Source organism: Ruegeria sp. AM9, assembly GCF_056540565.1.
The window spans coordinates 127,067-153,007 of sequence record NZ_JBQFWY010000006.1 but is presented as its reverse complement, the minus strand read 5'-3'; the positions used below and the strand labels follow the sequence as shown (position 1 = coordinate 153,007).

Below are 25,941 nucleotides of genomic sequence, written 5' to 3'. Positions count from 1 at the left end.
TCTCAGCCTTTCGTTTTCAGGCGCAGCCCGGTCTTTTTCAGGATGCGCGTGGAATAGAGGATATCTTTGGCCCGGCAGGCATCGCCCAGAATGGCGGTGATCTCGGCGCGTTTTTCTTCGACCTCGTCGGGGTTCGCGCCATGGACCATGGCAAACAGGTTATAGGGCCAGTCGGGCAGGGCGCGGGGGCGTTCGTAGCAGTGGGTGACAAAGGGCAGAGCGCCGATCTGAGTGCCCAGTTCGGTCACGCGGTCGTCTTGCACATCCCACACGGTCATACCGTTCGAGGTCATGCCCAGTTTGTAGTGATTGGGTGCAGCAGCGATGCGGCGGATCACACCGCTCGATTTCAGGTCGGCCAGACGAAGCAGCAACTCGTCTTCGTCCATGCCCATGTCCGAAGCCACCCGCGCGTAGGGTGCAGGCACGAGGGGCAGGCCGCCTTGCAGCGCCTCGATAATCTCTCTGTCTTTCGCGTCGATCATGCCGCCACCCGGAAGCCGATGAAAAATTCCTGCAATTTGGGAAAACAAAGAACTTCGATCCCCGTTTCCCGTTCGATCGCCTCGGCGGTGGCCTCGATCCCCTCGGGGGTTTCGGTTGCCAGAACGAACCACATGTTCAGCCGATGCGTGCGTTCATAATTATGGGCAACCTCGGCATGCGCATTGACTTTGGTCAGGACAGTTTCGAAATTCTCGGGCGGAACGGCCATTGCGCACAGGCAGAACGCACCGCCCATGGCGGCCGCGTCGAAAAACGGGCCAAAGCGGGTAATCACACGGTCGTCTTTCATGCGTGTCAGGCGGTTCAGCAGCTCGCTTTCCTCTATGCCCAGTTCTTCAGCGATTGCAGCATAGGGATGCGTGGCCAGTGGCAGATCGTCCTGCATCCGGTTCAGGATTGCGCGGTCGGTTTCATCCAGCGTCATGCGGCGGCCTCTCTGGCTTGGATAAGTGCGCCGGTCTGTTTGAAACAGCGGGTCGAGAACAGCACTTTGTGGCGCGCACCGGCCAATTCCGGTAGGGCGGTTGCACCCGAAAGGGTCTCCAACGCTTCGTTGCGCGACCGGGCGTGGATCATGGAATAGAGGCGATAGGGCCAGACATCCTCGACCGGGTTCCGCTCATAACAAAGGGTCACGCCGGGATGCGCGGCAAGGGCGGGGCCGGCGGTGCCGACCTGATCGGCGGGCATGTCCCAGACCACCATCGCATTGGCCGACCAGCCAAGCGCGCGGTGCCGAACGATCACGCCCAGACGCGAGATGATGCCCGCATCATGCAGTGCCTTGATACGCGCCGTCACGTCCGGCGTCGTTCGACCCAGTGACCGGGCCAGTTCGGTAAAAGGTTCGGTGACCAGCTGCAGGCCTGAACTGAGCGCCTGCAGCAACGGCCGATCGCCGTCTCGCATGGCCGAGCTGTCGACTTTGCGGGGCCCCGGCACGTTGCGGGTTTTGCCCGACATGCGGAACCCCAGATCGACGTTGAACGGACGGACCAGCCGCAGATCCAGCACCCGCAGCCCGGTGCGATGGCTGATCCGGGCCAACGTGTCGTTGACATGTGCGCGGTCCGGACCGGTGGCGACGAACCAAAGGTTCCAGTCATCCTCGCGCTGGTAATTGTGATTCACGCCGGGTTCCGCGTCGATCATTGCGGCGACCTCTTCCAGGCGCTCATCAGGTGCGGCTACGGCGGCCAGAGTGCTGGCGGAAACCGCGCCGGGCGCGATTGTCGCCCCTACTCGCGTGATCCTACCGGTTGCGCGCATCCGGGTCAGGCGGTCGATCACTTCGGCCTCGTCCAGGCCCAGCGCAGTGCCCAGAACCTGAAACGGGCGGTCGGTGATAGGGAAATCGCGCTGAAACTCATCCAGCAGGCGGCGGTCGATCGGGTCGGTGATATGATCCATCGGTCACAGCCCTGTTCTGTGCGCACGCGCGGTGAAGAAGATGCCCGAGGGGCTGTCCGCATCGATCTCGCGCAGTTTTTCAAAGGTCTGTGTGTCGTAAACCATGACCTTGTTGGCATCGCGCACGCTGAGCCAGACCTCATGCCCGCGCGGGGTGAACTCCATGTGCAGCACCGCCGGACCCGGTTTGAACTCGTGGATGATCTCTTTGCTGACGCTATCGATAACCTGAATCGTGTCGTTCAGCGGGTGGGCGAAATTCACCCAGACCTGACGCCCATCGGGGCGCGCCATGGCAAAGACCGGCTGGCCATGCGTCTTGGTGCGCCCGGTTTCGGTCAGGGTGTCAGAGTCGATCCACAGAACTTCGTGATGGCCCACGGCGGGCAGAACAAACTCGCGCCCGGTCAGCGCCCAGCCTTCCAGATGGGGCATCTTGTAGACCGGCATTTCCTCTTGCCCGCGCCCATAGTCGGGCAGCACGCGGATGGGTTCGGGAGTATCGGCCCAGAGGTCCAGCGCGGTCAGACCGTCCTCACCGAACAAACCGGTAATATAGGTGCGGCCATTGGCGGTGATCAGCGCGTCATAGGGGTTCTTGCCCATGTCGGGGATCTTGGTGATCGCGGGGTCGCCTTTGGCGAAATCGGCAATCCAGGTCTCGCCCGTGTCCCACATGGTGAACACGAAGCGACGGCCGGGTGCATCGACCAGACCGATGGTTTTGCTGTCGGTGGGGATGTCGGCCACCATCTCAAGCGTGTCGGCATCAAAGACACGTACGCCGCCGGGTTCATAGTTCGACACGGCGACCAGTTTGCCATCGTCCGAGATCGCGCCGCCGATGGCATTGCCCGCCTGTACGACGCGGTTCACGATCTGGCGGGTGACGATATCGACCTTGGTCAGGCCACCGTCACGCCCAAACACATAGGCAAAGCGTTCATCGGGCGAGTAGACCAGCGAGGCATGGGACAGATCGCCCAGCCCCTCAATCCGCGCCAGCGCGGCCCGGTCGGATTGGTCGACCAACAGAACCGACCCCTTGGCGCGTTCAATCACCAGGCCCAGGTCTCCGGTTGCGGTCGGTTCGGCATGTGCCGTTGTCATCATCAGTGCGGCTGCAAGGCCGAGGACGAGATGTTTCATTGTGCCTCCTGTTCCAGCAGGTAACGGGCGATCCATTCGGCCTCTTCTTCGCTGATCAGAGGCCGCCATGGGGGCATCGCAGTGTCGGGAATGCCATCGAGGATGACGCCGGTCAGAACGTCGGGGTCATAGTGTTCCAGCGTCTCGGACCGCAGATCGGGACCAAGGCCGCCTTTCAGCGACAGCCCGTGGCATGAACCGCAATCCTGATGGACAAGTCGTTTCAACGCATTGGGATCTAGCGCATCGGCGGCAAAGGCGGATGTCGCCAGAACCACGGCGGTTGTCAGCACGGCGTGCGCCGTCCAGCCCGGACGTTGGGCCGGGCGATGCCCCGTATTCTTTTGACCGAGCCTAGCCATGAGCCTGTTCCAGCAGGTCCGCCAGCGGCCGTTCTGCATAAAGTGACACCACCTTGCCGATGATGAACAAGGTCGGCGCTTTCAGCTCTGCCTTGCGCACATCCGCCGCCAGCTGATCAAGGCGGGAGACCAGTCGGCTCTCTTCGGGCGTGGTGGCTTTGCCCACGGCCAGAACGGGGGTCGAACCGGGCAGGTTCTCGGTCATCAGCCCCACGGCGATCTGGCCGATATTGGCCACGCCCATATAAACCACCAGGGTCGAATCGGGATCGGCCAGCCGTTTCCAGTCCAGGTCCAGCACCTTGTCGGCCTGACGGTGGCCGGTGACATATTGCACCGAGGTCGCCAGCCCGCGATGGGTCAGCGGCACGCCGGTCGAGCACGAGGCCCCCTGTGCCGCCGTGATGCCCGGCGCGTATTCAACGGTGACACCGTGGGCCATCAGATAGGCCGCTTCTTCCGAGCCACGGCCAAAGATCATCGGATCGCCGCCCTTCAGGCGCGCGACAGTGTGCCCGGCCAAGGCCTCTTCTTTCAGGATTTCGTTGATACGGTCCTGCGGTACGGTGTGGCATTGGGGGGCCTTGCCCACCGGGATCAGCCGCGCACCGTCGGCATGGAGCTCGAGGATGTCGTCCGAGACCAGCCGGTCATAGACGACCACGTCGGCCTCTTGCAGCATACGCAGGGCGCGCAGGGTCATCAGCTCGGGGTCGCCGGGGCCGGCGCCAATCAGAAAAACCTTACCGCTCATGTGCAAACTCGCTTGTTCTGAATGTCTTCGGAACCCGGACCTTCCGGCAGCTTCCACGCGCGAATAGGGGACGTTGCTGGGGGGACCGGGCGTGTCATGAGTGCAAGTTGGCGCAATCGTAAACCAACCTCCTTGACATAAGTTAAGGAGCGCGGGATTTGCGCCCGCGCTCCTTTGAACTTGCCTGTATTATTGCCTCGGCTCAGGGTTCGACGGTGATCATGCCGATCATGTTCTGCGTTTCCCAATGCGGCCCGCACAGATATTCCTGCGGCCCAGGCGTGAGGAAGGTCATGTCCACCGATTCCTCGGGGAACAACCGGTCGCTTTCCGGTTCGCTGCCGTCTTTCAGCAAAACCGAATGGCTGGTGCGTTTGTCCACATTCACCCAGCGCACGGTGGTGCCCGCCTTGACGGTCAACTCACCGGGGCAGAAATTGTATTTGTACATCAGCACCACCTCGGCGTCCTCGACGGCGGAAGAAGGCTGACCGAACTGCTCGACATAACGCTCTTCGGCCTCGGCACAGATATCGGTGGTTTCATCGGCCCAGGCGGGCGCGGCCAGAAGCAGCAGCGCGGGAAGAAGGCGGTGGGGTTTCATCGTCCATGTCTCCTTTCCAAAGGGGAAGGGGCCGGATCATCCGGCCCCCTCATTTATTGTTTTACCACGTTGATGTTAGCTGAGTCGTCATCCAACGCAAGGCTGGTGTTCAGCGTCACATGGTGGAACCGCGCGGCGGCAAAGTCGTCGTGGATGGCAAAGCCGACCGTGTAGGTCTTGCCAGCCTCCAGCGGCACATCACCGGGCGCGCCAGAGTTCAGCGGGCGGCTGAAGACCACCGTCCACATACCACCGGACAGCTCGGCCGAGGCGGCGATTTCGCCGTCATTGACCACGCGCTGTTCCAGCAGATAGCCGTTGGTGGCGCTGCCGTCCGCATAGACACGCATCAGGTCAAGATAGGTGCCGTCGGCCAGATACTGCTCGATCTGCTCGGCGGTATGTAGTTTGTCCCAACCACCCATCGGCTTGCCGCGGCGGCCCTTGGTATCAACCTCGGTGCGACTTTCGCTGATGTATTTGGTCACCGTGTCCTGTGCGGCCAGACGACCCGAGACGTCACCATTGGCGGCAATTGCATCCGCCTCGGGCGCGAAGGGCATGTAGGAGTTGTCCGCGTGGCACGAGGCCCAGCAACCCACCTGATCGCCTAGCTCGATACCGGTGCCGGTGATCATCATGGCAACCTTGATCTGGTTTTCGGGGTCCATCTTGCCACCGTCCACGAACGGTGCCGGGTTGTGGCCTGCATCCGGCCATTGCAGGCGGATATACAGGTTCTCGTCGTCATGTGCGGCCTGAACGGTTGCGTCGATCACACCACGTTTGCCAGGGATCGGCGTCGGTTCAAGCTCACCACCGGCGACAATCTTGTTGCCGATCGTGTCCAGTTCCTTGGCGTGACAGGTCGAGCACTGATCGCCACCTTTGGTCAGCGGACGGGCGCCACCGTGGAATTTGCCGTTCTGCACCCATTCAAACGAAGCCTGACCGGGGTAGAACAGTTTCAGATCCGCGCTTGCTACGGCGTTCCAGTCGACGTCGCCACCGACATCACTGCCACCGCCGCCTGCGGGCGCTGCGGCCTCTTCTCCGCTTGCCTTGGCGCGCTCTTCGGCAACAGCTGCGTCAACAGCGGCTGCGATCTGGGCCTGAACGGCCTCTTGCTGCGCTGCCTTGGCGGCTTTTTCAGCCTCTGCGTCGGCGGCTTCCTTGGCTTCGATCTTGGCAAGGCTGGCCAGGTATTCCGGCGGGATCGGGCGGATGAAGGCCGGATTCGGGGCTTCAAGCTCTTCCAGATACTCTTCGTCGGCCCGGTCACGGGCGTCCGAATGCGCAATCCCCTTGTGACAGTCGATACAGGTCTGGCCGATCTCCATCGCGTTCAGGTGCTGCTGACGTGCGCGGGGTTTCTGGAATTCCGGCATCATCGATTCGAAATCGTGACAGTTGCGGCATTCGCGCGAGTCCGAGGATTTCATCCGCTCCCACTCGTTCATGGCCAGATGCACGCGTTTGGCTTCGAACTTTTCGCGGGTGTTGATGGTTCCGACCATCTTGCCATAAAGCTCTTTGCTGGCCTTGATCTTGCGGATGATCTTATGCGTCCAGTCCTTCGGCACGTGGCAGTCGGAACAGACCGCGCCCACGCCGGACCGGTTCACGTCATGGATCGTGCCGGTGTATTCCTCATAGACGAAATCGCGCATCTCGTGGCACGAGATGCAGAAATCCTTGGTGTTGGTGGCTTCCATGGCGGTGTTGAACCCGCCCCAGAAGATAATGCCGGCGGCAAAGGCCGCGGCGATGCCGGCCACGGGCATTCCCCACAGGAAATACCGGCGCCAGATTGGTGGTTTTTTATCCGGTTCGGAGGTCATATCCGGGCTCCGTTATGGCTGTATTGACTGGCCCGGTGTGTCGGGCGGGCGTGTTTGGCTGAATTGTCAAACGAGGAAAAGGGCGGGCGAGGGGCCCGCCCTTTCCGGTTTTGGTATCAAACCCGTCAGGTGACGTGGTTCGAGCGGTTGTAGACGTTGAACTTGCCGGTCGGGGCATACAGCCCTTCGATGCGGCCGATTTCTTCCAGCGTCTTGGCGTCGAAGATCACGATCTGACCGTTGGGTTCTTTCGAGTCCGACAGGTTCCACTTGGAGACCCAGACCTCGGTACCATCCGCGTTGAACTCGAAGTGAACGGCAGCGCTGCCTTCATCTTCGGTGATCTGGATGGTTTTCACGATCTCGCCGGTCTCTTTCGAGATGACCTGCACCGATTGCTGAATTTCAGGCTCGGGGTGCTTGGTCTGGTCCGCCCAGATGTAATCCGAGTTCGGGTGGGTCCGAACAAACAGGCCGGGGCCGTCGGTTTCCACTTCGTAGCAGGTTTTCCAAGCCTGATCCGGATGGCCTTCCGGGTCGTTACCCCAGACGGTTACGGTGCCCACGCCAAGGTGGGTTGTACCGGCCACAGGACCACAGTTCGGGTCGATCCAGTTCGCGCCCGGTCCGGGGTGCGGCAGGGCAGCGGTGTCGATCATGGCTTCCAGCTTGTGGGTCTCGGTGTCGACGACGACCATCTTGTTCGACGCGTTTGCGGCGATCTGGAAGTACCGGCCTGTCGGGTCAAAGAACCCGTCATGCAGGAATTTGGCCGAGTCGATCTTGTCGATCCGCAGGTTGTCCAGGTCGGTATAATCAACCTGCCACAGCTGGCCCAATTCCTTGATCGCGACGATCCAGGTCGGCTCGTTCGGCGTTGTGTAGATTGCGGCCACGCGGGCCTCTTCCACATAGTCGCCGTCCACGTTCACGCCGCGGGTCGAAACAACTTTGACCGGTTCCATTGTCTGGGCATCAACGATTGCGAAGTGCGGCGGCCAGTAACCACCACCGATGACGTATTTGCCGTCGCCGGAAACGGCCACGTCACGTGCGTCATAGGCGATCTTGACTTCCGAAACCAACATGTTCTCAGGCTTCTGCCAGAGGTCGATCTTGGTCATCTTGCCGTCGCGACCCATGGTGTACCAGAAGCGGCCGGGGTGTTCAGGCTCGGTAATGCTGTGGTGTTCCGATGCTTTCAGAACGTGCACGGCGTAACCGGTCGGGATGTGGGTCAGCACTTCTTTGGTGTCACCGTCGATAACGGCCACCTTACCTACGTCACGCTCGATGACGACGAAGAAGTTTTCCCAGTTGCGGCCGTGAAGCGGCTCGGTCGGGTAGTCGGCTTCTTCGACATAGACCTTGCGGGTCTCTTTCATCTGCTCCAGCGACATCTCTGGCGGCTTGGGAGCCTCCATCTGGATGTAGGTCGCCATATCCTTGATTTCCTGCTCGGTCATGATGTCCGAGAAGTTGTTCATCCCGCCTTCGGTACCCCAGGCGATGATTTTCTCGAGACGTTCCTGCCCGAGTGCAAGGGTTCCGCCTTCGGTCACGGTGCCGTCGGCTGCGGTTTTCTTCCAATGCGGCTCAAGGCTCTTGCCTGTGGCGCCTTTGCGCAGAACGCCGTGACAGCCTGCGCATTGTTCGAAATAAAGCTGTTTGGATGATTCAAACGCTTCCTCGCTGAGGGTTGGCTCTTCGGCGAAGGCTGGTGCAGCGACGCTGCCCAGCAGCATCGCCAAACCGGCCCCAAAGGCGCGGCCAGTTTTGTTGTAGCTGATTCCAAGTGACATGATCACTCTCCATTTGCGTGGTGAGGCACCTCCAAGGGTGGGACATCGCGCGGTAGCGCTCCTTGACGAAAGTCAACACAAAGGAAGCAATTCGGGCGGCAACCGGAAAAAACACCAAAAAAACCTTGGGAAAATCTGAGTCTTAGGGGCATGTTTTCCGGTGTTTTGATTTTGGTTAAGTCGCCGGTTCGGTTGCGCTGCTAGGATTTGGAAAACCGTCGAGGAGAGCAGCCATGACCGCAATGATCACCCGTGTTCTTGGTGAGGGTTTCCGTGTTTTCTTTCTGTCCGCCGGTCTCTATGGCCTGTTTGTCGGCGTGGTCTGGGGGCTGTGGCTGGCGGTGCCGTATATGGCGCCGGACTATGGCATGACGCCACCGATGTGGCACGCACATGAAATGATCTTTGGCTATGCCACTGCCGCGCTGGGCGGGTTCTTTCTGACAGCTGTGCCCAACTGGACCGGCGCGCCCGAGGCGCGGGCACGCTTTATTACTCTAGCCGCTGCGCTGTGGCTCGCGGGCCGGATGGCCATGTGGTTTTCCGGGATGCTGCCGCCGGTGTTCGTTGCGGTGGTCGATCTGGTCTTTGTGCCTGTTCTGGCAGCCAAAATCCTGACTCAGCTGATCCGTCGCCCGAAGCCGCAGAACATGATTTTCCTGCTGTTGCTCAGCCTGATCTGGGTCGCGGACCTGCTGACGCATCTGGAATGGATGGGAATCACCGCTGACACGCTGCAAACCGGGCTGCGCGCCGGGTTGCTGAGCTTGTGTGCGATGATCGCCATCCTGGGCGGGCGGATCACGCCGGCCTTCACCCGCAATGCCATGAAGCGCGAGGGCGTGCCCGAGGCGGATTGGCCGGTGTCGGTTGCAGCCCTGGACAAGGCAGGCATGATTCTGGCCCTGATTCTGCCGCTAAGCGCCCTGCTGTTCGGCGCCGGGCCGGTGGCCGGGGCAGGGGCGCTGGCATTGGGCGCGGTGCAGATTCTGCGCATGGCCCGCTGGCGCACACGCTGGGCGGCACGGCAGCCGATTCTTCTGGCGCTGCATCTGGGGCTTGGAATGCTGGCGGTGGGCCTGATTCTCTGGGGATTTTCGGTGTTGGGCATCGGCAATGAAGTCGCCGCCCTGCATGTTCTGGGAATCGGCTGCGTCGGTGGCACGACCCTGGCGGTCATGAGTCGCGCTGCGCTGGGCCACAGCGGTCGTGCGCTGATCGCGCCTGCCCCGATGGTGGTTGCATATGGGCTGATGGCCGTGGCCGCCCTGTCGCGCTGGATCGGTGCCGAGCTGAACGCAGGCTACATGGTGGCGATGTTGCTGTCCGACGGCCTGTGGGTCTGTGCCTTTGCCCTGTACCTGATCGCCATGTGGCCCGCCCTGACGGGGCCCAGGGCGCAGCGGGCAGGATGAATTCTAATTACTTCCGCTGGTCTTGACTTTCGTTAAGGAGACACCATGGCCCAACCGTCATGTTGTCCAGACTAGCTAATCTGCGCAAAGGAGAGCGCAATGCGAGAAGTCATGACCAAGAGCATGGCCCGCAACATATTTTATGGCGGGTCACTGTTCTTTATCCTCATCTTCCTGGCCCTGTCGGCCCATTCCCACTGGTATATCGTGAATTCCGAGAACTCGGCAAAGCTCGATGAAAGTGTGGTTCGGGGCAAGCATGTCTGGGAAAAACACGCCTGTATCAACTGTCATACGATCCTGGGTGAAGGTGCCTACTTTGCGCCCGAAGTCGCGAACGTAATGACCCGCTGGGGTGTCCTCGACGACCCGGAATCGGCCTTTGAATCCCTTAAAGGCTGGATGGAGGCGCAGCCGACCGGCATTCCCGGTCGTCGGCAGATGCCGCAATTCAACCTCAGCGACGAAGAACTCCGCGACCTGACCAACTTCCTGATCTGGACGGATAATATCGACGCTCAGGGCTGGCCGCCCAACGAGGCAGGCTGAGAAAGGGAACGGAGCAATGAAATACGAATCCCAAAAAATCGCCTATGCCTACTTTGCCGTAGCAATGGCCCTGTTTGCGATCCAGGTGATCGGCGGCCTGCTGGCCGGTCTGATCTATGTGTTCCCAAACTTCCTGAGTGAGCTTCTGCCGTTCAACATCGTACGGATGCTGCACACCAACTCGCTGATCGTCTGGTTGATTCTGGGCTTCTTCGGTGCGGCCTACTTCCTGATCCCGGAAGAATCCGAACGCGAGATTCACTCGACCAAACTGGCCTATCTGCAGCTGATCATTCTGGTGGTCGGTACTTTGGGCGTGGTTGTGACCTATGTGTTCAACCTGTTCGAAGGCAACTGGCTGCTGGGTAAAGAGGGCCGCGAGTTCCTTGAACAACCCAAATGGGTCAAGGCGGGTATCGTCGTGGCCGCGCTGATCTTCCTTTACAACGTGTCGATGACCGTTCTGAAGGGCAAGAAGACCGCCATCACCAACATCCTTCTGTTGGGTCTGTGGGGTCTGGCGCTGCTGTTCCTGTTTGCCTTCTACAATCCGGGCAACCTGGCCCTGGACAAACAATACTGGTGGTATGTTGTCCACCTGTGGGTTGAAGGCGTGTGGGAACTGATCATGGCCTCGATCCTGGCCTACCTGATGCTGAAGCTGACCGGTGTCGACCGTGAGATCGTTGAAAAATGGCTCTATGTCATCGTCGCCGCCGCGCTGTTCTCGGGCATCCTTGGGACAGGTCACCACTACTACTGGATCGGTACGCCTGCGTACTGGCAGTGGATCGGTTCGATCTTCTCGAGCCTCGAGGTGATCCCGTTCTTCGCGATGATGGCCTTTGCCTTCGTCATGGTCTGGAAAGGCCGTCGTGACCACCCCAACAAGGCCGCGCTGCTGTGGTCGCTGGGCTGTGCCACGCTCGCCTTCTTCGGCGCCGGTGTCTGGGGCTTCCTGCACACGCTGCACGGGGTGAACTACTATACCCACGGCACGCAGATCACCGCCGCACACGGTCACTTGGCCTTCTACGGTGCCTATGTCTGCCTCAACCTGGCGATCTTCAGCTATGCGATGCCGATCCTCAAGAACCGCGATCCCTATAATCAGGTTCTGAACATGGGTTCGTTCTGGCTGATGACCAGCGGCATGGTCTTCATGACCTTCGTGCTGACGTTCGGCGGTACCGTGCAGACACACATGCAACGTGTGGTCGGTGACTACTTCATGGACGTGCAAGACCAGATCGCGATCTTCTACTGGATGCGTCTTGGTTCGGGTGTCGTCGTTGTCCTCGGTGCGCTGCTGTTCATCTACTCGATCTGGGTTCCCCGGAAAGAGGTCATTGAATCCGGCGCAGCTGAAACCCCTGCGGAGTAATGGATATGGACGGCTCCATAAAACTGAATGAGGGGGCGGCTAACGCCCCCTTCTACCTGCCCCAAAGCGATGAATGCGATGTGTTCACCGCTGCTTACAACAACGATCTGCCGGTTCTGCTGAAAGGACCGACAGGCTGCGGCAAGACCCGGTTCGTGGCCCATATGGCCGCCAAACTTGGACGCCCGCTTTATACCGTGGCCTGCCACGACGACCTGGCCGCTGCCGACCTGATCGGGCGTTACCTGCTGAAAGGCGGCGAGACCGTCTGGGTCGATGGCCCCCTGACCCGCGCGGTGCGCGAAGGCGCGATCTGCTACCTTGACGAGGTGGTCGAAGCCCGCAAGGACGTCACCGTGGTGCTGCACCCGCTGACCGACGACCGGCGCATCCTGCCGATCGACCGCACCGGCGAAGAGCTTGAGGCCGCACCCGGCTTCATGCTGGTGGCCTCGTACAACCCAGGTTACCAGAATATCCTGAAAACCCTGAAACCCTCGACCCGGCAACGGTTCATCTCGCTCGAGTTCGACTTCCCGTCGCCCGAGATGGAAGCCGAAGTTGTCGCCCAGGAAAGCGGGCTGGCGCTGGAGCGCTGCAAGCCGCTGATCCGGCTGGCGAACAAGCTGCGCGGGCTCAAGGGTCAGGACCTTGAGGAAGGCGTTTCCACCCGTCTGGTTGTCTATGCCGCGACACTGATCGCACAGGGCATGTCGACCGACCGCGCCATCCTTGCCGCTATGATCGAACCTCTGACTGATGATGAGGACATCAAACGCGGGCTCCTCGATCTTGTCACGGCTGTCTTTGGGTGAGGCCGGCCGATGGTCAGGATCGAATTTGAGCCATGGGAACCCGAAGAAACGATCGGGAAACTGTGGCACACCCTTGCCAGCCGCCTCGATGCACCTGAGGTGCATGTTGGAGCCGCGGTCGACCTCTCAGAGGTCGCGGGGCGGCTGGCAGTCCTCTTCCGAGGGCTTGGGGGTAGTCCGGGCGTTGAATTGCGCCCGGTCTCGCCCGAGGTTTCACGTCACCGCCTGAGCTGGCGCCGCAAGCTGGCGACCGAGGTCGAACTGATGCCGCGCGCCTCGTTCGATGGCGAGGTATTGCGCCTGCCGGATCGGTTGACTGTTTTTCCTGCGCGCGAGGCAAACGGCGCACTTTATGTCTGGCTGGCCGCTGCGGCGGCTCATGCCGGAACCCGAATTGACGAAGAAGACCCGCTGCGCGCCGATCTGCGCGCGCTGGCGGCAGCGCAGGCGATGGTCGAGGCCACACTGGACGACGCCCCGGGCCTGCGCCCCCTTTACACCGAACTGTGCAAGGGGGTGCTGCACCAGCGCAGCGTTCCCGATCTGCCGCCGGTTGAGGCTGCGGTGGAAGGTATCGTGCGCCATATGCTGGGCGATCCCGAGCCGTTATCGGACCGCGCCCGGGCGTTTCATGAGATGGACGCTGAGATCACGGCCCCGCGCGGCTATCAGCCATTTCGCCCGGTGCCGCTGTGGCCCGAGCTGCGCGCTGTCGGCTTTTCCGAACATAACGAGGTCGAAAATCCGGAAACCGAGGGCGAGCCCGAGGAGTCCGGTGAAAAGACCCACCGCGCCCGCCGCCGCAAATCCGACCAGGCCGAGCGGAAAGACAGCCTGATCCTGCACAAGTTCGAAGCGATCCTCAGCTGGGCTGAGTTCCTGAATCTTAACCGCCGGGTCGATGATGACGACCCCGACAACGCCAAAAAGGCTGCGGACGATCAGGAAGAGATCGGGCTGGGTCAAATATCCAAAGCACCGCCGACCAAGCTGAAACTGCATCTGGACCTTGCGCCCGAGGATGTGAACCGCGAGCGTTTGTCTGGCCGTATCCTCTATCCCGAATGGGACGTGCGCACCGGGCAGTACCTGCCGGATCACGTGAACGTTCTGCTGTCGGATGCTGATATCCGTGAGGATGCCGCCGAGTTCGGCAAGGATCCCGCCACCGCCCGCCGTATCCGTGCCGTGAAACGCCAGTTCGAGGCCCTGCGCCCCGGCCGGGTGATGACACGCGGCCATCTGGACGGCGATCAGCTGGACATCGAAGCCGCAGTCCGCGCCGAAACCGACCGAATGGCCAGCGGCGAGGGCAACGAACGCATCTGGATGCAATCCCGCCCCGTGGCGCGTGATCTGGCGGTGTCGATTCTGCTGGATGTCAGCCGTTCTACCGAAAGCGCCGTCACGGGCCGCGCGGTGATCGATATCGAACGCGAGGCACTGGCCGCGCTCGCCTGGGGCCTGAACGCCTGTGGCGATGATTTCGCGATCCACGCCTTCAGCTCTCTGAAGCGTCAGCGTGTCTATGTGCAACGTTGCAAGCGGTTTGATGAGCCGATGGGCACAAGGGTCGAACAACGCATCGCATCGCTCCGCCCCGGCCACTATACCCGCCTTGGGGCCGCGATCCGGCATTGTTCGTCTGATCTGGCAGAGCAATCCCGCAAACGCCGGTTGCTGCTGGTTATCACCGACGGCAAGCCCAACGACCTGGACCATTACGAAGGTCGCCACGGCATCGAAGACACATGCATGGCCGTGCGAGAGGCCCGTCGGGCCGGGCAATCGGTCTTTGGCGTCACCATCGACAAAACCGGCAAAAGCTGGTTCCCGCGTATGTTCGGGCAGGGCGGCTTTGCCGTCATCCCCGACCCGCACCGCCTGACAATGGCTCTGCCGCAAATCTACCGCCAACTGGTCGGCGCATGAGCGAAACCTCTCTGATCGACGAGCTTCCGGGCGAGTTGCTGATGTGGGTCCTGATCATCTCGGAACTGCTGGTCTTCGGCGCCGGGATGGTCGCCTTCATGGGGGTGCGCCTGACCGACCCGGCGGGCTTTGCCGAGGCACAGTCGCATCTGCACCGCACGGGGGCCGCGTTCAACACCGCCGTTCTGGTCACATCCGGCTATCTTGCCGCACAGGCCCTGCATTGGCGCCAGGCTGCCCGACGTGGGGCGGCGCGTCTAGCCTTGATCGGGGCGGCTCTGCTGGGCGTGGTGTTCCTGATCATCAAGGGCACGGAATACGCAGACAAGGCGGCGCAGGGGATCGGATTCGAAACGCATCCGTTCTTTCTGTTCTACTACCTGCTGACGGGCTTTCACGCTGCACATGTGCTGGCCGGGGTCGGCATCCTTCTGCTGGTCTCCTGGAAGGATGATCCTCGCAATATCGAGGCAGGCGCCCAGTTTTGGCATATGGTCGATCTGGTCTGGATCATGTTGTTCCCCGTGATCTACCTGCTGGGATGAAAGCGATGCGCGTTTCTTCATCTTTTCCCAAATACTCCCGCCGGAGGCTCCCAAGCCCAATCACCCGCGCCTGGCTTGCCCTGCTGGCGCTCAGCGCCGCATCCGCCTTGCTGACATTGATACCCATACCACCGAAGCTATTGGGCGCCGGGATTCTGATCCTTGCGTTGACCAAATCCCGCATAATCCTTGCCCAATATCTGGACCTTTCCCACAGCCCGGGTTGGCTGCGCGGATTCACCATGGTTCTGACCGCGTTTGCGGTGCTGATTTTCGGCCTCTACCTGATCTGAGAAAGAAAAAAGCCGCCCATGAGGGCGGCAGTCTTCCAAGCAAGGGGCGCTTTGGTTATTGGGCGGCCATCGGCATCCGCGCGATCTGGCACCGTTGCCACAGGGCTGACAGCGCATTGACCAGATGGTCGATATCGGCATCGGTGTGAACCGGTGACGGTGTGATCCGCAGACGCTCGGTGCCTTTGGGGACGGTCGGGTAGTTGATCGGCTGGATGTAGATGCCGAACTCTTCCAGCAGCGTGTCCGAGATGAATTTGCATTTCACCGGATCACCCACCATCACCGGGATGATATGGCTGGGGTTCGGCAGATGCGGAATGCCCTCGGCGTCCAGACGGGCGCGCACCTGCGCCACGCGGGCCTTTTGCAGGTCGCGCTCGGCGTTCGACTGTTTCAGGTGCCGGATCGAGGCCGCGGCACCTGCCGCAATCGACGGGGGCAGGGCGGTGGTAAAGATGAACCCGCTGGCAAAGCTGCGAACAAAATCGCACAGCGCGGCCGAAGCGGCGATGTAGCCGCCGACAACGCCAAAGGCCTTGCCCAGCGTACCCTCGATCACGGTCAGGCGATCCATCAGGCCTTCGCGTTCGGCAATGCCGCCGCCGCGCGGGCCGTAGAGGCCAACGGCGTGAACCTCATCCAGATAGGTCATGGCACCGTATTTGTCGGCCAGATCACAGATCTCTTTGATCGGGGCGATGTCGCCGTCCATCGAATAGACCGATTCGAAAGCGATCATCTTCGGCGCATCGGGGTCAGCGGCGGCCAGTTTCGCCTCGAGATCCTCAAGGTCGTTGTGTTTCCAAATGACCTTTTGGGCGCGTGAGTGGCGGATGCCTTCGATCATCGAGGCGTGGTTCAAGGCATCTGAAAACACGATCAGACCGGGGATTTTCGAAGCCAGCGTGCCAAGAGCGGCCCAGTTCGAAACATAACCCGAAGTGAACAAAAGCGCGGCCTCTTTGCCGTGCAGATCGGCCAGTTCGGTCTCCAGCAGCACGTGATCATGGGTGGTGCCCGAGATGTTCCGCGTGCCGCCCGCGCCAGCGCCGCAGCGGTCCAGCGCATCATGCATGGCCGAGATCACTGCAGGGTGCTGCCCCATGCCCAGATAATCGTTCGAGCACCAGATACGCACGTCCCGCTGGACCTGCCCATCGGTTTGGCGCGCGTTCGGGAAAGACCCGCAGCGACGTTGCAAGTCGATGAAGACACGATAGTTTCCTTCTTCCCGCAAACTATCGAGGCTCTGGCTGAAAAATCGCTCGTAGTCCATCTTTCTAGCTCCCCGGAATACTGGCTTTGGGGTGAAGGTATGCGCGTTGAAGCTGCCGCAACATGACAATAGTCAAGTTGACCCGGGAAAAGACTGGTGCGTTGGGCTGAGCTTTGGCATAGCCTGAGCTTGAAGGATGTACCGGTCAGAAGATCGACTAGGGAAAAGGGGAACCTTCTTGGCCCACGAAGCGCAAAAAGCAATCGCTCGGCAATCGCTCCTGCTCAAGAGCTTGCCGGAACAGCATGTTGATACTCTGCTCAGCCACGCGATCTGGCGCAGCTATGATCGCGGTGAGACGATTTTCCTGCAGGAAGAAGAGGCCAAGGCCGTGCATGTGGTACTGGCCGGCTGGGTCAAGCTGTTCCGCATGTCCCCCACCGGGTCCGAGGCTGTGGTCAGCGTATTTACACGCGGCGAAAGCTTTGGCGAGGCGGTCGCCCTGCGGAATGTCCCGTACCCGGTCTCTGCCGAGGCTGTGTCCGCCTGCGAGATCATGCATATCCCCAGCCCGGTGCTGCTGTCGCTGATGAAGGAAGACCCCGAGATCGGCGTGTCGATTCTGGCCTCAACCTTTACTCATCTGCACGCGCTGGTGGCGCAGTTGGAACAGCTCAAGGCGCAGACGGGTGCACAGCGGGTGGCCGAGTTTCTGCTGGGCCTGTGCGATGCCGATGCTGACGCCTGCGACGTGGAACTGCCCTATGACAAGATGCTGATCGCCGGGCGCCTGGGGATGAAACCGGAAAGTCTGAGCCGCGCCTTCTCGCGGCTCAAGACCGTTGGTGTGAAGATCAACCGCAACCACGCCGAGATTGCCGATATCGAACGCCTGCGGGACTATGCCGAAAGCGACCCGTCGGAAAAATGATCCCGGATCAGCGTTTCGGGTTCCATCCGGGTGACCTGAAAAGATAGCTCATTGCGTGGCGCAGGCTTTTTGCGCCCTTGATGTCGCGGATCAGCCGCGGCCATTCCGAAAACCAGACCTTGACCGGGTTCTGGCTGTTGAAATCGCGCGTCAGACCATAGCGCGGAGTTTCTTCTTCGGCTTGGAACGTGTGCCACAGCCGGTCCCAGGTGATCAGGATGCCGCCATAGTTCTTGTCGATATACTTGTCGTCGCAGCCATGGTGGACCCTGTGATGAGAGGGCGTGTTCAGAACCCACTCCAGCGGCCCCAGCCTGCCGATCAGTTCCGTGTGCAGCCAGAGCTGATAGGCCAGCACCACGACCAGCCCGAAGATGATGGCCTCGGGCGCAAAGCCCATGAACGCAAGCGGTAGGTGGGCGATCAGAGACCAGACACCTTCCAGCGGTCCAAACCGGACCCCGGTGGCGATGTTCAGGTCCCGCGAGGAATGGTGCACTGCGTGCTGTGTCCACAACAGGCGCACCTTATGGGCGATACGATGTTCCCAGTAATAGGTAATGTCGGCCAGCAGCACGACCAAAGTCAGGCTCCACCACGTCACGGGGATCGACCACGGCATTTCCTGCGCGATGATCCAGTAGAGGCCATATGCGCCCGTCAGGATGAAGGTCTCGACAAGGACATAGGGGATTTGCGTAGACCCGCTGGTCAGTATTTCACCAAAGGTTTTGGCCTTGAATTCACCCTTGATGACCATTTCGGCAATTTCGATCAGAAATATCACGGCACCGATGACAAAGAACGCTTCGCCGATCTGCGTTGTCAGGGTTTCAAGGTTCATCAGATGTCTCCTTTCAGGCCCGAGGAAAGCGTGCGCCAGGCCAGGTCCGCAGCCTGTTTGGGGGTGGCCTCGCCGGAACGCACAAGGGACCAGGCGGCGTAGATCAGGTTGTCGTAGGCCTCGGCGATCCATTCGGTCGGGATATGTGCATCGAACACGCCTTCGGTTTTTGCCTGTTCGATGTCACGCAGAAGTTCTGCCCGGCTGGCGGCATAGGCTTCGGCGGTTGCCGGATCGGCCTGAGGTGCCTCATGGGCCAGAAACCACTGCCGGTTGGCCAGAGGTACGATGGCGTGAATGGACAGGCGAAACTCTTCAGCAGAGCTCTGCGCGCCTGCAATTGTGGTCTCTACCGCCTGTTCCAGTTCGGTGAGGGCGATTCCGGCAAGGGCGCGCATAAGCTCGGGGCGGCCGGGGAAGTGCCTGTGCAACGTCGCCCGGCCCACGCCCGCCCGTTTGGCAATATCACCAAGCGAGGCTGTCGGGTGTTCCGAGAACACCTCGAAGGCGGCTTCTGTGATGGCGTCGCGGGTTTCTGGTCGAATACTAGTCATGAGACATATGTGTCTCATATGAGGCATCAATTCAAGATGCCGGTGCGAGAAAACTGAGAGATATCCCTGCGGGGGCGAGTTATGCGCCTTCACAGCAATAGACAGCAACGCGCGTCGCGCTGCATCGACACAAGTCGCGTGCTGTGGGTACAAGTGCATGATGTCAGGAAGATGGTCATGGTGCTGCTGGAGAGAATTGAACTCTCGACCTCTCCCTTACCAAGGGAGTGCTCTACCTCTGAGCTACAGCAGCGCTGTGGGCGGGTGATTAGACTCAAACGAAACGGGGCGCAAGGGTGTCTGGACGGTTTTTTTCGCCTCCTGTAGAGAAAGATTATGGCAGACAGAAATACACCCAAAAAACACGGCAAAGCCGGGGATGCGCGCGAAGAGCGGCTGAAGGCGGCGCTGAAGGCGAATATGGCGCGGCGCAAGGCGCAGGCCAAGGCGCGTGCAACCCAAACCGACAAAGCCGACAAGGACGAGGGATAAGAGCAGATGGATTCGATTCTGGTGACGGGCAACGGGCCGCTGAACGGTCAGATACCGATTGCGGGGGCCAAGAACGCGTGTCTGACGCTGATGCCCGCGACCTTGCTGAGCGAAGAACCGCTGACGCTGACCAATGCGCCGCGGCTGAGCGACATCAAAACCATGACCGCCCTGCTGCAGTCTCTGGGTGCCGAGGTGTCTTCGCTGCAGGACGGGCAGGTGCTGGCGATGTCCAGTCACGACCTGACCAGCCACACGGCGGATTATGAGATCGTGCGCAAGATGCGGGCCTCGAACCTCGTACTTGGCCCGTTGCTGGCCCGGTTCGGTGAGGCGGTCGTGTCGCTGCCCGGTGGCTGTGCGATTGGCGCGCGACCGATGGACCTGCATGTGGAAGGGCTCGAGGCGCTGGGCGCCGAGATTGAGCTTGAGGACGGTTACCTGCACGCCAAGGCGCCGGGTGGTCTGAAAGGTGCGGTGCATGAGATGCGCTTTGCCTCCGTCGGTGCGACCGAGAACATCGTCATGGCGGCCACGCTGGCCAAGGGTACCACGGTACTGAAGAACGCCGCGCGTGAGCCCGAGATCGTCGATCTGGTCGAATGTCTGCGCAAAATGGGGGCGCAGATATCGGGCGAGGGGACCTCGACCATCGAAATTCAGGGCGTTGATCGCCTGCACGGCGCGACCCACCAGGTCGTGACCGACCGGATCGAGTTGGGCACGTATATGCTGGCTCCGGCCATCTGCGGCGGTGAGGTTGAGCTGCTGGGCGGTCGGATGCACCTTGTCGAATCCTTCGCTGAAAAACTGGATGCGGCAGGGATCAGCGTTTCTGAAACCAACGTGGGTCTGAAAGTGGCCCGCAAGAATGGGCGCGTACGCGCGGTGGACGTGATCACCGAACCGTTCCCGGGTTTCCCGACCGACCTGCAGGCGCAGATGATGGCGCTGATGTGCACGGCCGAGGGCACCTCTGTTCTGGAAGAGCGCATATTCGAGAACCGCTTCATGCATGCCCCTGAACTGGTGCGTATGGGTGCGGAAATCGAAGTGCATGGCGGGACGGCTACGGTCACCGGTGTCGAGCAATTGAAGGGTGCGCCGGTCATGGCGACGGATCTGCGCGCCTCGGTATCGCTGATCCTGGCGGGGCTGGCGGCCGAAGGGGAAACCACGGTCAGCCGGGTCTATCATCTGGATCGCGGATATGAACATGTAGTGCGCAAGCTGGAAGGCGTGGGCGCCAAAATCGAACGGATCAAGGGCGAATGACAGACGCAAGTTTCCACGACGGGCGCGAGGCCCCGCTGAACCTGGGCGCCGAGGATGGCGATGACCTGCAGGTCATCTCGACCCTGACGCAGGATGCCGTATTCCCGGTGACCGAGATGACATGGCAGCCGTCGCAGCGCCGTTTCGGCCTGCTGCTGAACCGCTTTCGCTGGGAGGACAAGGACGCCGCCACCCGCCGGAGGCGTGCGTTCGAGCGGGTGCAGTCGGTTCTGGTGTTCGATTCAGTGCTTTCGGTGGCAAGCCAGGGTGTGGATCGCAGCGACAAGGAAATGGTGATGTCCCTGCTGTCGGTCGATTTCGAGCCGGGTGAGGACGGCGCGGGTCAGATCATCCTGACGCTGGCCGGTGACGGCGCAATCCGTTTGTCGGTCGAGGCGATTGACGCAACCCTCAAGGATGTGACGCGGCCCTATCAGGCTCCGTCGGGGCAGGCCCCGCACCATCCGGAATAAGCGCGGCATATCGCAAGCGTTCTCGGGGCTGCCGACGGGTCTGGAGGTGCGTCGCGCGACCGTGTTCGACGTGTTCGATCTGAGCCGGGTTCTGATCCGCTCGATCACACAGCTGTGTCAGGCCGATCACCGGGGTGACCCGCAGGCCATCGCGAAATGGACGGCGAACAAGGACCCGGAGACGATCCGGGGCTGGATCAGGGATGGGGCTCAGATTTGGGTGGCCGAATGTGCAGGGCAGGTGGCTGCCGTTGGTGGCCTGCGCGACAATGAGATCACGCTGCTCTATATCGATCCAGATCACGCCGGGCATGGCATCGGATCTGCCTTGCTGCAACGGCTGGAACAGGAACTGATCGCCTTGTGCCATGCGGAAGCCCGCCTTGAGGCGACGCGAACGGCGCAGGCATTCTACAAGAGACACGGCTGGCAACCCACCGGACAATGCGGTGCGCGTGGCGACGTTTCCTGTTTCGCCATGCGCAAATCGCTGCACCCTGCCGAGAAGGGTTGAGGCCAGCCCATCCCGGCGATATGTCCCGATCAAACGCCCGGAGAGCCAGACCATGCCCGTTTTCCTCGATTCCTCATCGCCCGAGTTCGAAACCGCCTTTCAGGCGCTGTTGTCGGCCAAGCGAGAAGACAGCCCGGATGTGGACGCCACCGTGGCGCAGATCATCGAGGATGTTCGTGTGCGCGGTGACGCGGCAGTGATTGAACTGACCGCCAAATTCGACCGGCTGGACCTGACGCCCGAAACGCTGGCCTTTTCCGCTGATGAGATCGCGGATGCGGTGGCGCAGGTCTCGGACGCGGACCGTGCGGCGCTGGAACTGGCTGCGGAACGCATCCGCACCTATCACGAAAAGCAGATGCCCGAAGATCACCAATGGACCGAGGCCACCGGAGCGACTCTGGGATGGCGCTGGTCAGCGGTCTCGGCGGCGGGACTTTATGTGCCGGGTGGTTTGGCCTCTTACCCGTCATCGGTCTTGATGAATGCGATCCCGGCCAAGGTGGCGGGGGTCGAGCGGCTGGCCATTGCGGTGCCGACGCCGGACGGGGAGGTGAACCCTCTGGTCCTGCTGGCGGCGCAGTTGTCGGGTGTGGATACGATCTATCGCATCGGCGGTGCGCAGGCGATTGCGGCGCTGGCTTACGGAACCGAGACCGTCGCGCCGGTGGACAAGATCACAGGTCCCGGCAACGCCTTTGTCGCCGCTGCCAAGCGCCGGGTTTTTGGCAAGGTGGGCATTGATATGATTGCCGGGCCGTCTGAAATCCTGGTGATCGCGGACAAGGACAACGATCCCGACTGGATCGCGCTGGACCTTCTCAGCCAGGCCGAGCATGACGAAAGCGCGCAATCGATCCTGATCACCGATGATGCCGGATTTGGGCAGGCGGTGGCAGAGGCTGTCAAAGTGCGTCTGGAAACCCTGCAACGCCGCGTGATCGCCGGGGCCAGCTGGCGCGACTTTGGCGCGGTGATCACCGTCCGCGATCTGGACGAGGCTGCGGCACTGTCAAACCGCATTGCCCCGGAACACCTTGAGCTGTGCGTCGCCGACCCGGTTGCGCTTAGCCGCAAAACCGTCCATGCGGGCGCGATCTTTTTGGGTCAGTACACACCCGAAGCAATCGGCGATTATGTCGGCGGCCCCAACCATGTGCTGCCCACAGCGCGGTCGGCGCGGTTTTCGTCGGGCCTCAGCGTGATGGATTTCCTCAAACGCACCACACTCAGCCAGATGACGCCCGAAGCGCTGCGTGCGATTGGCCCCGCGGCCGAGCAACTGGCGCAATCCGAAAGCCTGGAAGCGCATGGCCTGTCGGTCACCGCGCGGCTTAAACGTTTGAATGGCTGAACCTTATATGGCCTGCCGGTCACAGCGTCTTTCAATCTGATGTCCGGCACGCTGAAAAGGCTTGAACCTGAATGCCGACCTGCGGCGCAGTCGCAGCGGCAATCTGGTGGAAGGAGTTGAACTTGGAGCGCGCAGCTACCCTCTGGATCGGCAAGAGGTTCAGTTTCCTTGAACATCTGTGCCTGAAGTCCTTTGCGGATGTCGATCAAAAGCTGATCGTCTACCACTATGGCGATCTTGAGGACATTCCGGACTATATCGAAGTCCGGGACGCCCGGGAAATATACGATGCGCCAGAGATTTACCGCGATCCGATCAACCGATCCGTGGCGGTGCACGCAGACTTGTTCCGGCTGAAACTGCTTCAGAAAACCGACTATATCTGGGTGGATGCGGATATCTATGCCCTTCGCCCGCTGACAGCAAAGGACGGCTACCTTTTCCCGCTTGGAAACAAAAAGAACCAGCGACTGATCAACAGCGTCATGGCCTTTCCAAACGACAGCCCGTCCCTTCAGGCCATGTGCGATTTCGCTTTTGACAGTGATCTGGTGCCACCTTGGTGGCCGGACGCGCACAAACAGGCCTATCTGAAACTGTATGGAAAATCCACGTATTGGAGCTTGCCCCTGTTCAGTTTGGGGCCGCCTATGCTGTATTATTTCATTAGCCAGAGCGGTGAAATGTCACGAGGGGTCCCACGCGCGGAATTGTATGCTTTGCCTCCACGATTCCGGCATCTTTGGAATGACCCGGACATGTCCAAGCTGGATTTCCTGGATTGGCAGAACAAGATGTCGATCCACTTTCATGGATCGTGGTTTCGGAAGATATTTGCTGACGTTCAAAGCCTGAAACGTGGCGCGCTGGTGGATCATTTGTTGCGAAAGCACCAGATCGATCCGAATATGCACCCGATTTAGCTTATTCCCGCGTTGTTCATGGTTTTCAGTTGCGATAAGTCTGTCTCGACCCGAACGGACCTGACGCAAATGACCCGCATTTCGCATATCGAACTGGATGACCGTAACCTGCCCCCGCCGACCCCCGAGATCGAGCAGGAGCGCAAGGTTGCCATCTATGACCTGCTGGAAGAAAACCGCTTTGCGCTGCCCCAGCGGGACGGGCGCGAGGTGCCTGAAGGGCCGTATCGCGTCCAGCTGTCGATCCGGGACAAGCGGCTGGTGTTCGATGTCGCCACCGAGGCTGAGGAAAAAGCGGCCGAATTCCACCTGTCGCTGGGGCCGTTCAAACAGGTGGTCAAAGACTATTTTCAGATCTGCGAAAGCTACTTCAACGCGGTCAAGACCCTGCCACCCAGTCAGATTGAAACCATCGATATGGCCCGACGGGGCATCCACAATGAAGGCAGCCGCGTGCTGCAGGAGCGGCTGGAAGGAAAAGCGGATATCGACACCGACACCGCCCGCCGTCTGTTCACGCTGATCTGCGTGCTGCACTTCGGGGGCTGACGGGTGACGCCTCTGCCGCAGTCGGTCCTGTTCTGTTGCGACCATAACTCGGTCCGGTCTCCGATGGCCGAAGGCATCATGAAGAAGTTCTATGGCACCGGCACCTATGTGCAATCCGCCGGAGTGCGCAACGATCTTGAGATTGACGGGTTCTGCATTTCTGTCTGCCAGGAGATCGGGGTCGAGCTTTCGCGCCACCGGACGCGCTCGTTCGACGAGATGCAGGAATGGGGCGATGACCTCAGTTCCTTTGACCTGGTGGTTGCCCTGTCGCCCGCCAGTCAGCGAAAAGCGCTGGAACTGACCCGGATTTTTCACCTGGATGTCGATTATTGGCCAATAATGGACCCTACCGGGCTGGGCGAGAATCGCGAAGAAAAGCTACATCACTACCGACAGACCCGTGATCAGATCATCGGGCATCTGAAAGAACGCTGGGGCGAACCTACGGAGTGACAATGAACCAGACCGTCAAGACCTATTTCGAGGCATTCAACGCTGGCGATGTGGACGGCATGCTGGCCTGCCTGTCCGATGACGTGGCCCATCATGTGAACGAAGGCCAGATCCGTGTCGGCAAAGAGAAATTCGCCGCCTTCTGCGATCACATGAACCGCTGCTACCGCGAGAACCTGACCGATATCGTGGTGTTCGACGCCCAAGGCGGCACCCGCGCGGCGGCCGAGTTCATTGTCAACGGCACCTATCTGGAAACCGACGAAGGCCTGCCCGAAGCCCACGGCCAGACCTATCGTCTGCCCGCCGGGTCGTTCTTTGACCTGAAGGATGGCAAGATCACCCGCGTTACCACCTTCTACAATCTCGCCGACTGGACCAAGCAGGTCTCGAATGGCTGAGGTCACCGCCGTCCGCCCCCTGACCGGAGCGGCGCTTGAGGCCGCTCTGGACGACGTGGCGCGCCTGCGGATCGAAGTGTTTCGGGCGTGGCCGTACCTGTATGACGGTGATCTGGGTTATGAACGCAAGTACCTGCAATCCTACCGCGACAGCGATAAGGCGATCGTGGTCGGAGCCTTTGACGGCGACCGCCTGTTCGGAGCCTCGACCGGGGCGCCTCTGAATGAACACGCCGACGATTTCGCCGCAGCCTTCGATGGGTCCGGGCTGGATCTGTCCGAAATCTTCTACTGCGCTGAATCCGTTCTGCTGTCTGACTATCGGGGGCAAGGTGTTGGCCACAAATTCTTCGACCTGCGCGAGACCCACGCTCGCGCGATGGGGTTCAGCAAATGCGCCTTCTGTAGCGTGCAACGCCCGGCAGATCATCCGATGCGACCGGAAAGCTACCGCCCACTGGATGGCTTCTGGCGCGCGCGGGGATATGAACCGCTGCCCGGCGCGGTGGCGCAGTTTTCGTGGAAGGATGTCGGTCAAGAGGACGAGACCCAGAAACCGTTGCAGTTCTGGATCAGGGATCTGTAAGCGCGTTT

Annotated in this window: 30 protein-coding genes and 1 tRNA gene; 18 read left to right on the top strand and 13 right to left on the bottom strand. The window is 60.8% G+C overall.

Translation table 11 applies throughout. The annotated features are described in order from the left end of the window. Positions 1–2 precede the first annotated feature (2 nt). From ahbB (ACR0DO_RS12655) to ACR0DO_RS12615, 9 genes are all read right to left on the bottom strand, one after another. Positions 3–485 carry a siroheme decarboxylase subunit beta gene (gene ahbB, locus ACR0DO_RS12655; RefSeq protein WP_480559164.1) on the bottom strand — a complete coding sequence of 161 codons (483 nt, stop codon included), beginning with the start codon at positions 483–485 and terminating at the stop codon, positions 3–5. Next, the gene (locus ACR0DO_RS12650; RefSeq protein ID WP_480559162.1) at positions 482–931 is read right to left on the bottom strand and encodes an Lrp/AsnC family transcriptional regulator; all 450 of its coding nucleotides are present in this window, start codon (positions 929–931) and stop codon (positions 482–484) included. Before ACR0DO_RS12650 ends, ahbB (ACR0DO_RS12655) begins: the two co-directional genes overlap by 4 nt. After that, entirely contained in the window at positions 928–1,917 is a 990-nt protein-coding gene (ahbB, locus tag ACR0DO_RS12645) for a siroheme decarboxylase subunit beta (protein ID WP_480559161.1), read from the bottom strand. The genes ACR0DO_RS12650 and ahbB (ACR0DO_RS12645) overlap by 4 nt, the downstream gene beginning before the upstream one ends. A 3-nt stretch (positions 1,918–1,920) precedes the next feature. Next, positions 1,921–3,066 carry a cytochrome D1 domain-containing protein gene (locus ACR0DO_RS12640; protein ID WP_480559159.1) on the bottom strand — a complete coding sequence of 382 codons (1,146 nt, stop codon included), beginning with the start codon at positions 3,064–3,066 and terminating at the stop codon, positions 1,921–1,923. Next, positions 3,063–3,428, bottom strand: coding sequence for a c-type cytochrome (locus ACR0DO_RS12635; protein WP_480559157.1), 366 nt, complete (start codon positions 3,426–3,428; stop codon positions 3,063–3,065). Before ACR0DO_RS12635 ends, ACR0DO_RS12640 begins: the two co-directional genes overlap by 4 nt. Then, positions 3,421–4,182 (bottom strand): uroporphyrinogen-III C-methyltransferase, encoded by a 762-nt coding sequence (gene cobA / locus ACR0DO_RS12630; protein WP_170674194.1) that lies wholly within the window; start codon positions 4,180–4,182, stop codon positions 3,421–3,423. The genes ACR0DO_RS12635 and cobA overlap by 8 nt, the downstream gene beginning before the upstream one ends. A 202-nt stretch (positions 4,183–4,384) precedes the next feature. Further along, on the bottom strand, positions 4,385–4,786 hold the full coding sequence (locus ACR0DO_RS12625) for a cupredoxin domain-containing protein (protein WP_480559155.1): 402 nt from the start codon (positions 4,784–4,786) through the stop codon (positions 4,385–4,387). Between the two features lie 53 nt (positions 4,787–4,839). Then, positions 4,840–6,627, bottom strand: coding sequence for a NapC/NirT family cytochrome c (locus tag ACR0DO_RS12620; RefSeq protein ID WP_480559153.1), 1,788 nt, complete (start codon positions 6,625–6,627; stop codon positions 4,840–4,842). 125 nt (positions 6,628–6,752) lie between these two features. Continuing rightward, positions 6,753–8,429 (bottom strand): cytochrome D1 domain-containing protein, encoded by a 1,677-nt coding sequence (locus ACR0DO_RS12615; protein WP_170327964.1) that lies wholly within the window; start codon positions 8,427–8,429, stop codon positions 6,753–6,755. 233 nt (positions 8,430–8,662) lie between these two features. Here ACR0DO_RS12615 and ACR0DO_RS12610 point away from each other — a divergent pair, with 233 nt between their 5' ends. The 7 genes from ACR0DO_RS12610 (at position 8,663) to ACR0DO_RS12580 (ending at position 15,362) form a co-directional block, all read left to right on the top strand. Further along, positions 8,663–9,844: an NnrS family protein gene (locus tag ACR0DO_RS12610; protein WP_480559151.1), complete on the top strand. Its 1,182-nt coding sequence runs from the start codon at positions 8,663–8,665 to the stop codon at positions 9,842–9,844. A 99-nt stretch (positions 9,845–9,943) separates the two neighbouring features. Beyond that, positions 9,944–10,393 (top strand): c-type cytochrome, encoded by a 450-nt coding sequence (locus ACR0DO_RS12605; protein ID WP_170448418.1) that lies wholly within the window; start codon positions 9,944–9,946, stop codon positions 10,391–10,393. Between the two features lie 16 nt (positions 10,394–10,409). Beyond that, entirely contained in the window at positions 10,410–11,777 is a 1,368-nt protein-coding gene (locus ACR0DO_RS12600; protein WP_170332379.1) for a cbb3-type cytochrome c oxidase subunit I, read from the top strand. Between the two features lie 5 nt (positions 11,778–11,782). Beyond that, a complete protein-coding gene (locus tag ACR0DO_RS12595) occupies positions 11,783–12,592 on the top strand; it encodes an AAA family ATPase (RefSeq protein WP_480443201.1) in 810 nt (269 codons plus the stop codon). A 9-nt stretch (positions 12,593–12,601) separates the two neighbouring features. After that, on the top strand, positions 12,602–14,524 hold the full coding sequence (locus tag ACR0DO_RS12590; protein WP_480559149.1) for a nitric oxide reductase activation protein NorD: 1,923 nt from the start codon (positions 12,602–12,604) through the stop codon (positions 14,522–14,524). Next, a complete protein-coding gene (locus ACR0DO_RS12585; protein WP_480559147.1) occupies positions 14,521–15,069 on the top strand; it encodes a cytochrome c oxidase subunit 3 in 549 nt (182 codons plus the stop codon). Before ACR0DO_RS12590 ends, ACR0DO_RS12585 begins: the two co-directional genes overlap by 4 nt. A gap of 5 nt (positions 15,070–15,074) precedes the next feature. Further along, a complete protein-coding gene (locus ACR0DO_RS12580; RefSeq protein ID WP_480559145.1) occupies positions 15,075–15,362 on the top strand; it encodes a cytochrome C oxidase subunit IV family protein in 288 nt (95 codons plus the stop codon). 55 nt (positions 15,363–15,417) lie between these two features. Here ACR0DO_RS12580 and hemA read toward each other — a convergent pair whose 3' ends face one another. Next, a complete protein-coding gene (gene hemA / locus ACR0DO_RS12575; protein WP_480559143.1) occupies positions 15,418–16,641 on the bottom strand; it encodes a 5-aminolevulinate synthase in 1,224 nt (407 codons plus the stop codon). Between the two features lie 178 nt (positions 16,642–16,819). On the opposite strand from hemA, the gene ACR0DO_RS12570 reads away from it, so the two are divergent. Next, positions 16,820–17,512: a Crp/Fnr family transcriptional regulator gene (locus tag ACR0DO_RS12570; RefSeq protein ID WP_170448427.1), complete on the top strand. Its 693-nt coding sequence runs from the start codon at positions 16,820–16,822 to the stop codon at positions 17,510–17,512. 7 nt (positions 17,513–17,519) lie between these two features. Here ACR0DO_RS12570 and ACR0DO_RS12565 read toward each other — a convergent pair whose 3' ends face one another. From ACR0DO_RS12565 to ACR0DO_RS12555, 3 genes are all read right to left on the bottom strand, one after another. Next, on the bottom strand, positions 17,520–18,356 hold the full coding sequence (locus ACR0DO_RS12565; protein WP_480559141.1) for a sterol desaturase family protein: 837 nt from the start codon (positions 18,354–18,356) through the stop codon (positions 17,520–17,522). After that, on the bottom strand, positions 18,356–18,910 hold the full coding sequence (locus tag ACR0DO_RS12560) for a TetR/AcrR family transcriptional regulator (RefSeq protein ID WP_480559139.1): 555 nt from the start codon (positions 18,908–18,910) through the stop codon (positions 18,356–18,358). Before ACR0DO_RS12560 ends, ACR0DO_RS12565 begins: the two co-directional genes overlap by 1 nt. A gap of 178 nt (positions 18,911–19,088) precedes the next feature. Then, positions 19,089–19,163 (bottom strand) — tRNA-Thr (locus tag ACR0DO_RS12555). A gap of 83 nt (positions 19,164–19,246) precedes the next feature. On the opposite strand from ACR0DO_RS12555, the gene ACR0DO_RS12550 reads away from it, so the two are divergent. From ACR0DO_RS12550 to ACR0DO_RS12505, 10 genes are all read left to right on the top strand, one after another. Then, entirely contained in the window at positions 19,247–19,402 is a 156-nt protein-coding gene (locus ACR0DO_RS12550) for a hypothetical protein (protein ID WP_480559137.1), read from the top strand. 6 nt (positions 19,403–19,408) lie between these two features. Continuing rightward, positions 19,409–20,677 carry a UDP-N-acetylglucosamine 1-carboxyvinyltransferase gene (gene murA, locus ACR0DO_RS12545; RefSeq protein ID WP_480559135.1) on the top strand — a complete coding sequence of 423 codons (1,269 nt, stop codon included), beginning with the start codon at positions 19,409–19,411 and terminating at the stop codon, positions 20,675–20,677. Further along, positions 20,674–21,150, top strand: coding sequence for a DUF2948 family protein (locus tag ACR0DO_RS12540; RefSeq protein ID WP_480559133.1), 477 nt, complete (start codon positions 20,674–20,676; stop codon positions 21,148–21,150). The genes murA and ACR0DO_RS12540 overlap by 4 nt, the downstream gene beginning before the upstream one ends. A gap of 46 nt (positions 21,151–21,196) precedes the next feature. Continuing rightward, positions 21,197–21,664, top strand: coding sequence for a GNAT family N-acetyltransferase (locus tag ACR0DO_RS12535; protein WP_480559131.1), 468 nt, complete (start codon positions 21,197–21,199; stop codon positions 21,662–21,664). Between the two features lie 52 nt (positions 21,665–21,716). Beyond that, positions 21,717–23,018: a histidinol dehydrogenase gene (gene hisD / locus ACR0DO_RS12530; protein ID WP_480559129.1), complete on the top strand. Its 1,302-nt coding sequence runs from the start codon at positions 21,717–21,719 to the stop codon at positions 23,016–23,018. Between the two features lie 122 nt (positions 23,019–23,140). Next, on the top strand, positions 23,141–23,941 hold the full coding sequence (locus tag ACR0DO_RS12525) for a glycosyltransferase family 32 protein (protein ID WP_480559127.1): 801 nt from the start codon (positions 23,141–23,143) through the stop codon (positions 23,939–23,941). Positions 23,942–24,010: 69 nt separating this feature from the next. Further along, entirely contained in the window at positions 24,011–24,490 is a 480-nt protein-coding gene (locus tag ACR0DO_RS12520; protein ID WP_480559125.1) for a UPF0262 family protein, read from the top strand. Positions 24,491–24,493: 3 nt separating this feature from the next. After that, positions 24,494–24,946, top strand: a complete 453-nt coding sequence (locus ACR0DO_RS12515) for an arsenate-mycothiol transferase ArsC (protein ID WP_170448442.1) — start codon at positions 24,494–24,496, stop codon at positions 24,944–24,946. A 2-nt stretch (positions 24,947–24,948) separates the two neighbouring features. Continuing rightward, a complete protein-coding gene (locus tag ACR0DO_RS12510) occupies positions 24,949–25,347 on the top strand; it encodes a ketosteroid isomerase-related protein (protein ID WP_170327935.1) in 399 nt (132 codons plus the stop codon). Continuing rightward, a complete protein-coding gene (locus tag ACR0DO_RS12505; RefSeq protein WP_480559123.1) occupies positions 25,340–25,933 on the top strand; it encodes a GNAT family N-acetyltransferase in 594 nt (197 codons plus the stop codon). The genes ACR0DO_RS12510 and ACR0DO_RS12505 overlap by 8 nt, the downstream gene beginning before the upstream one ends. Positions 25,934–25,941: the final 8 nt, after the last annotated feature.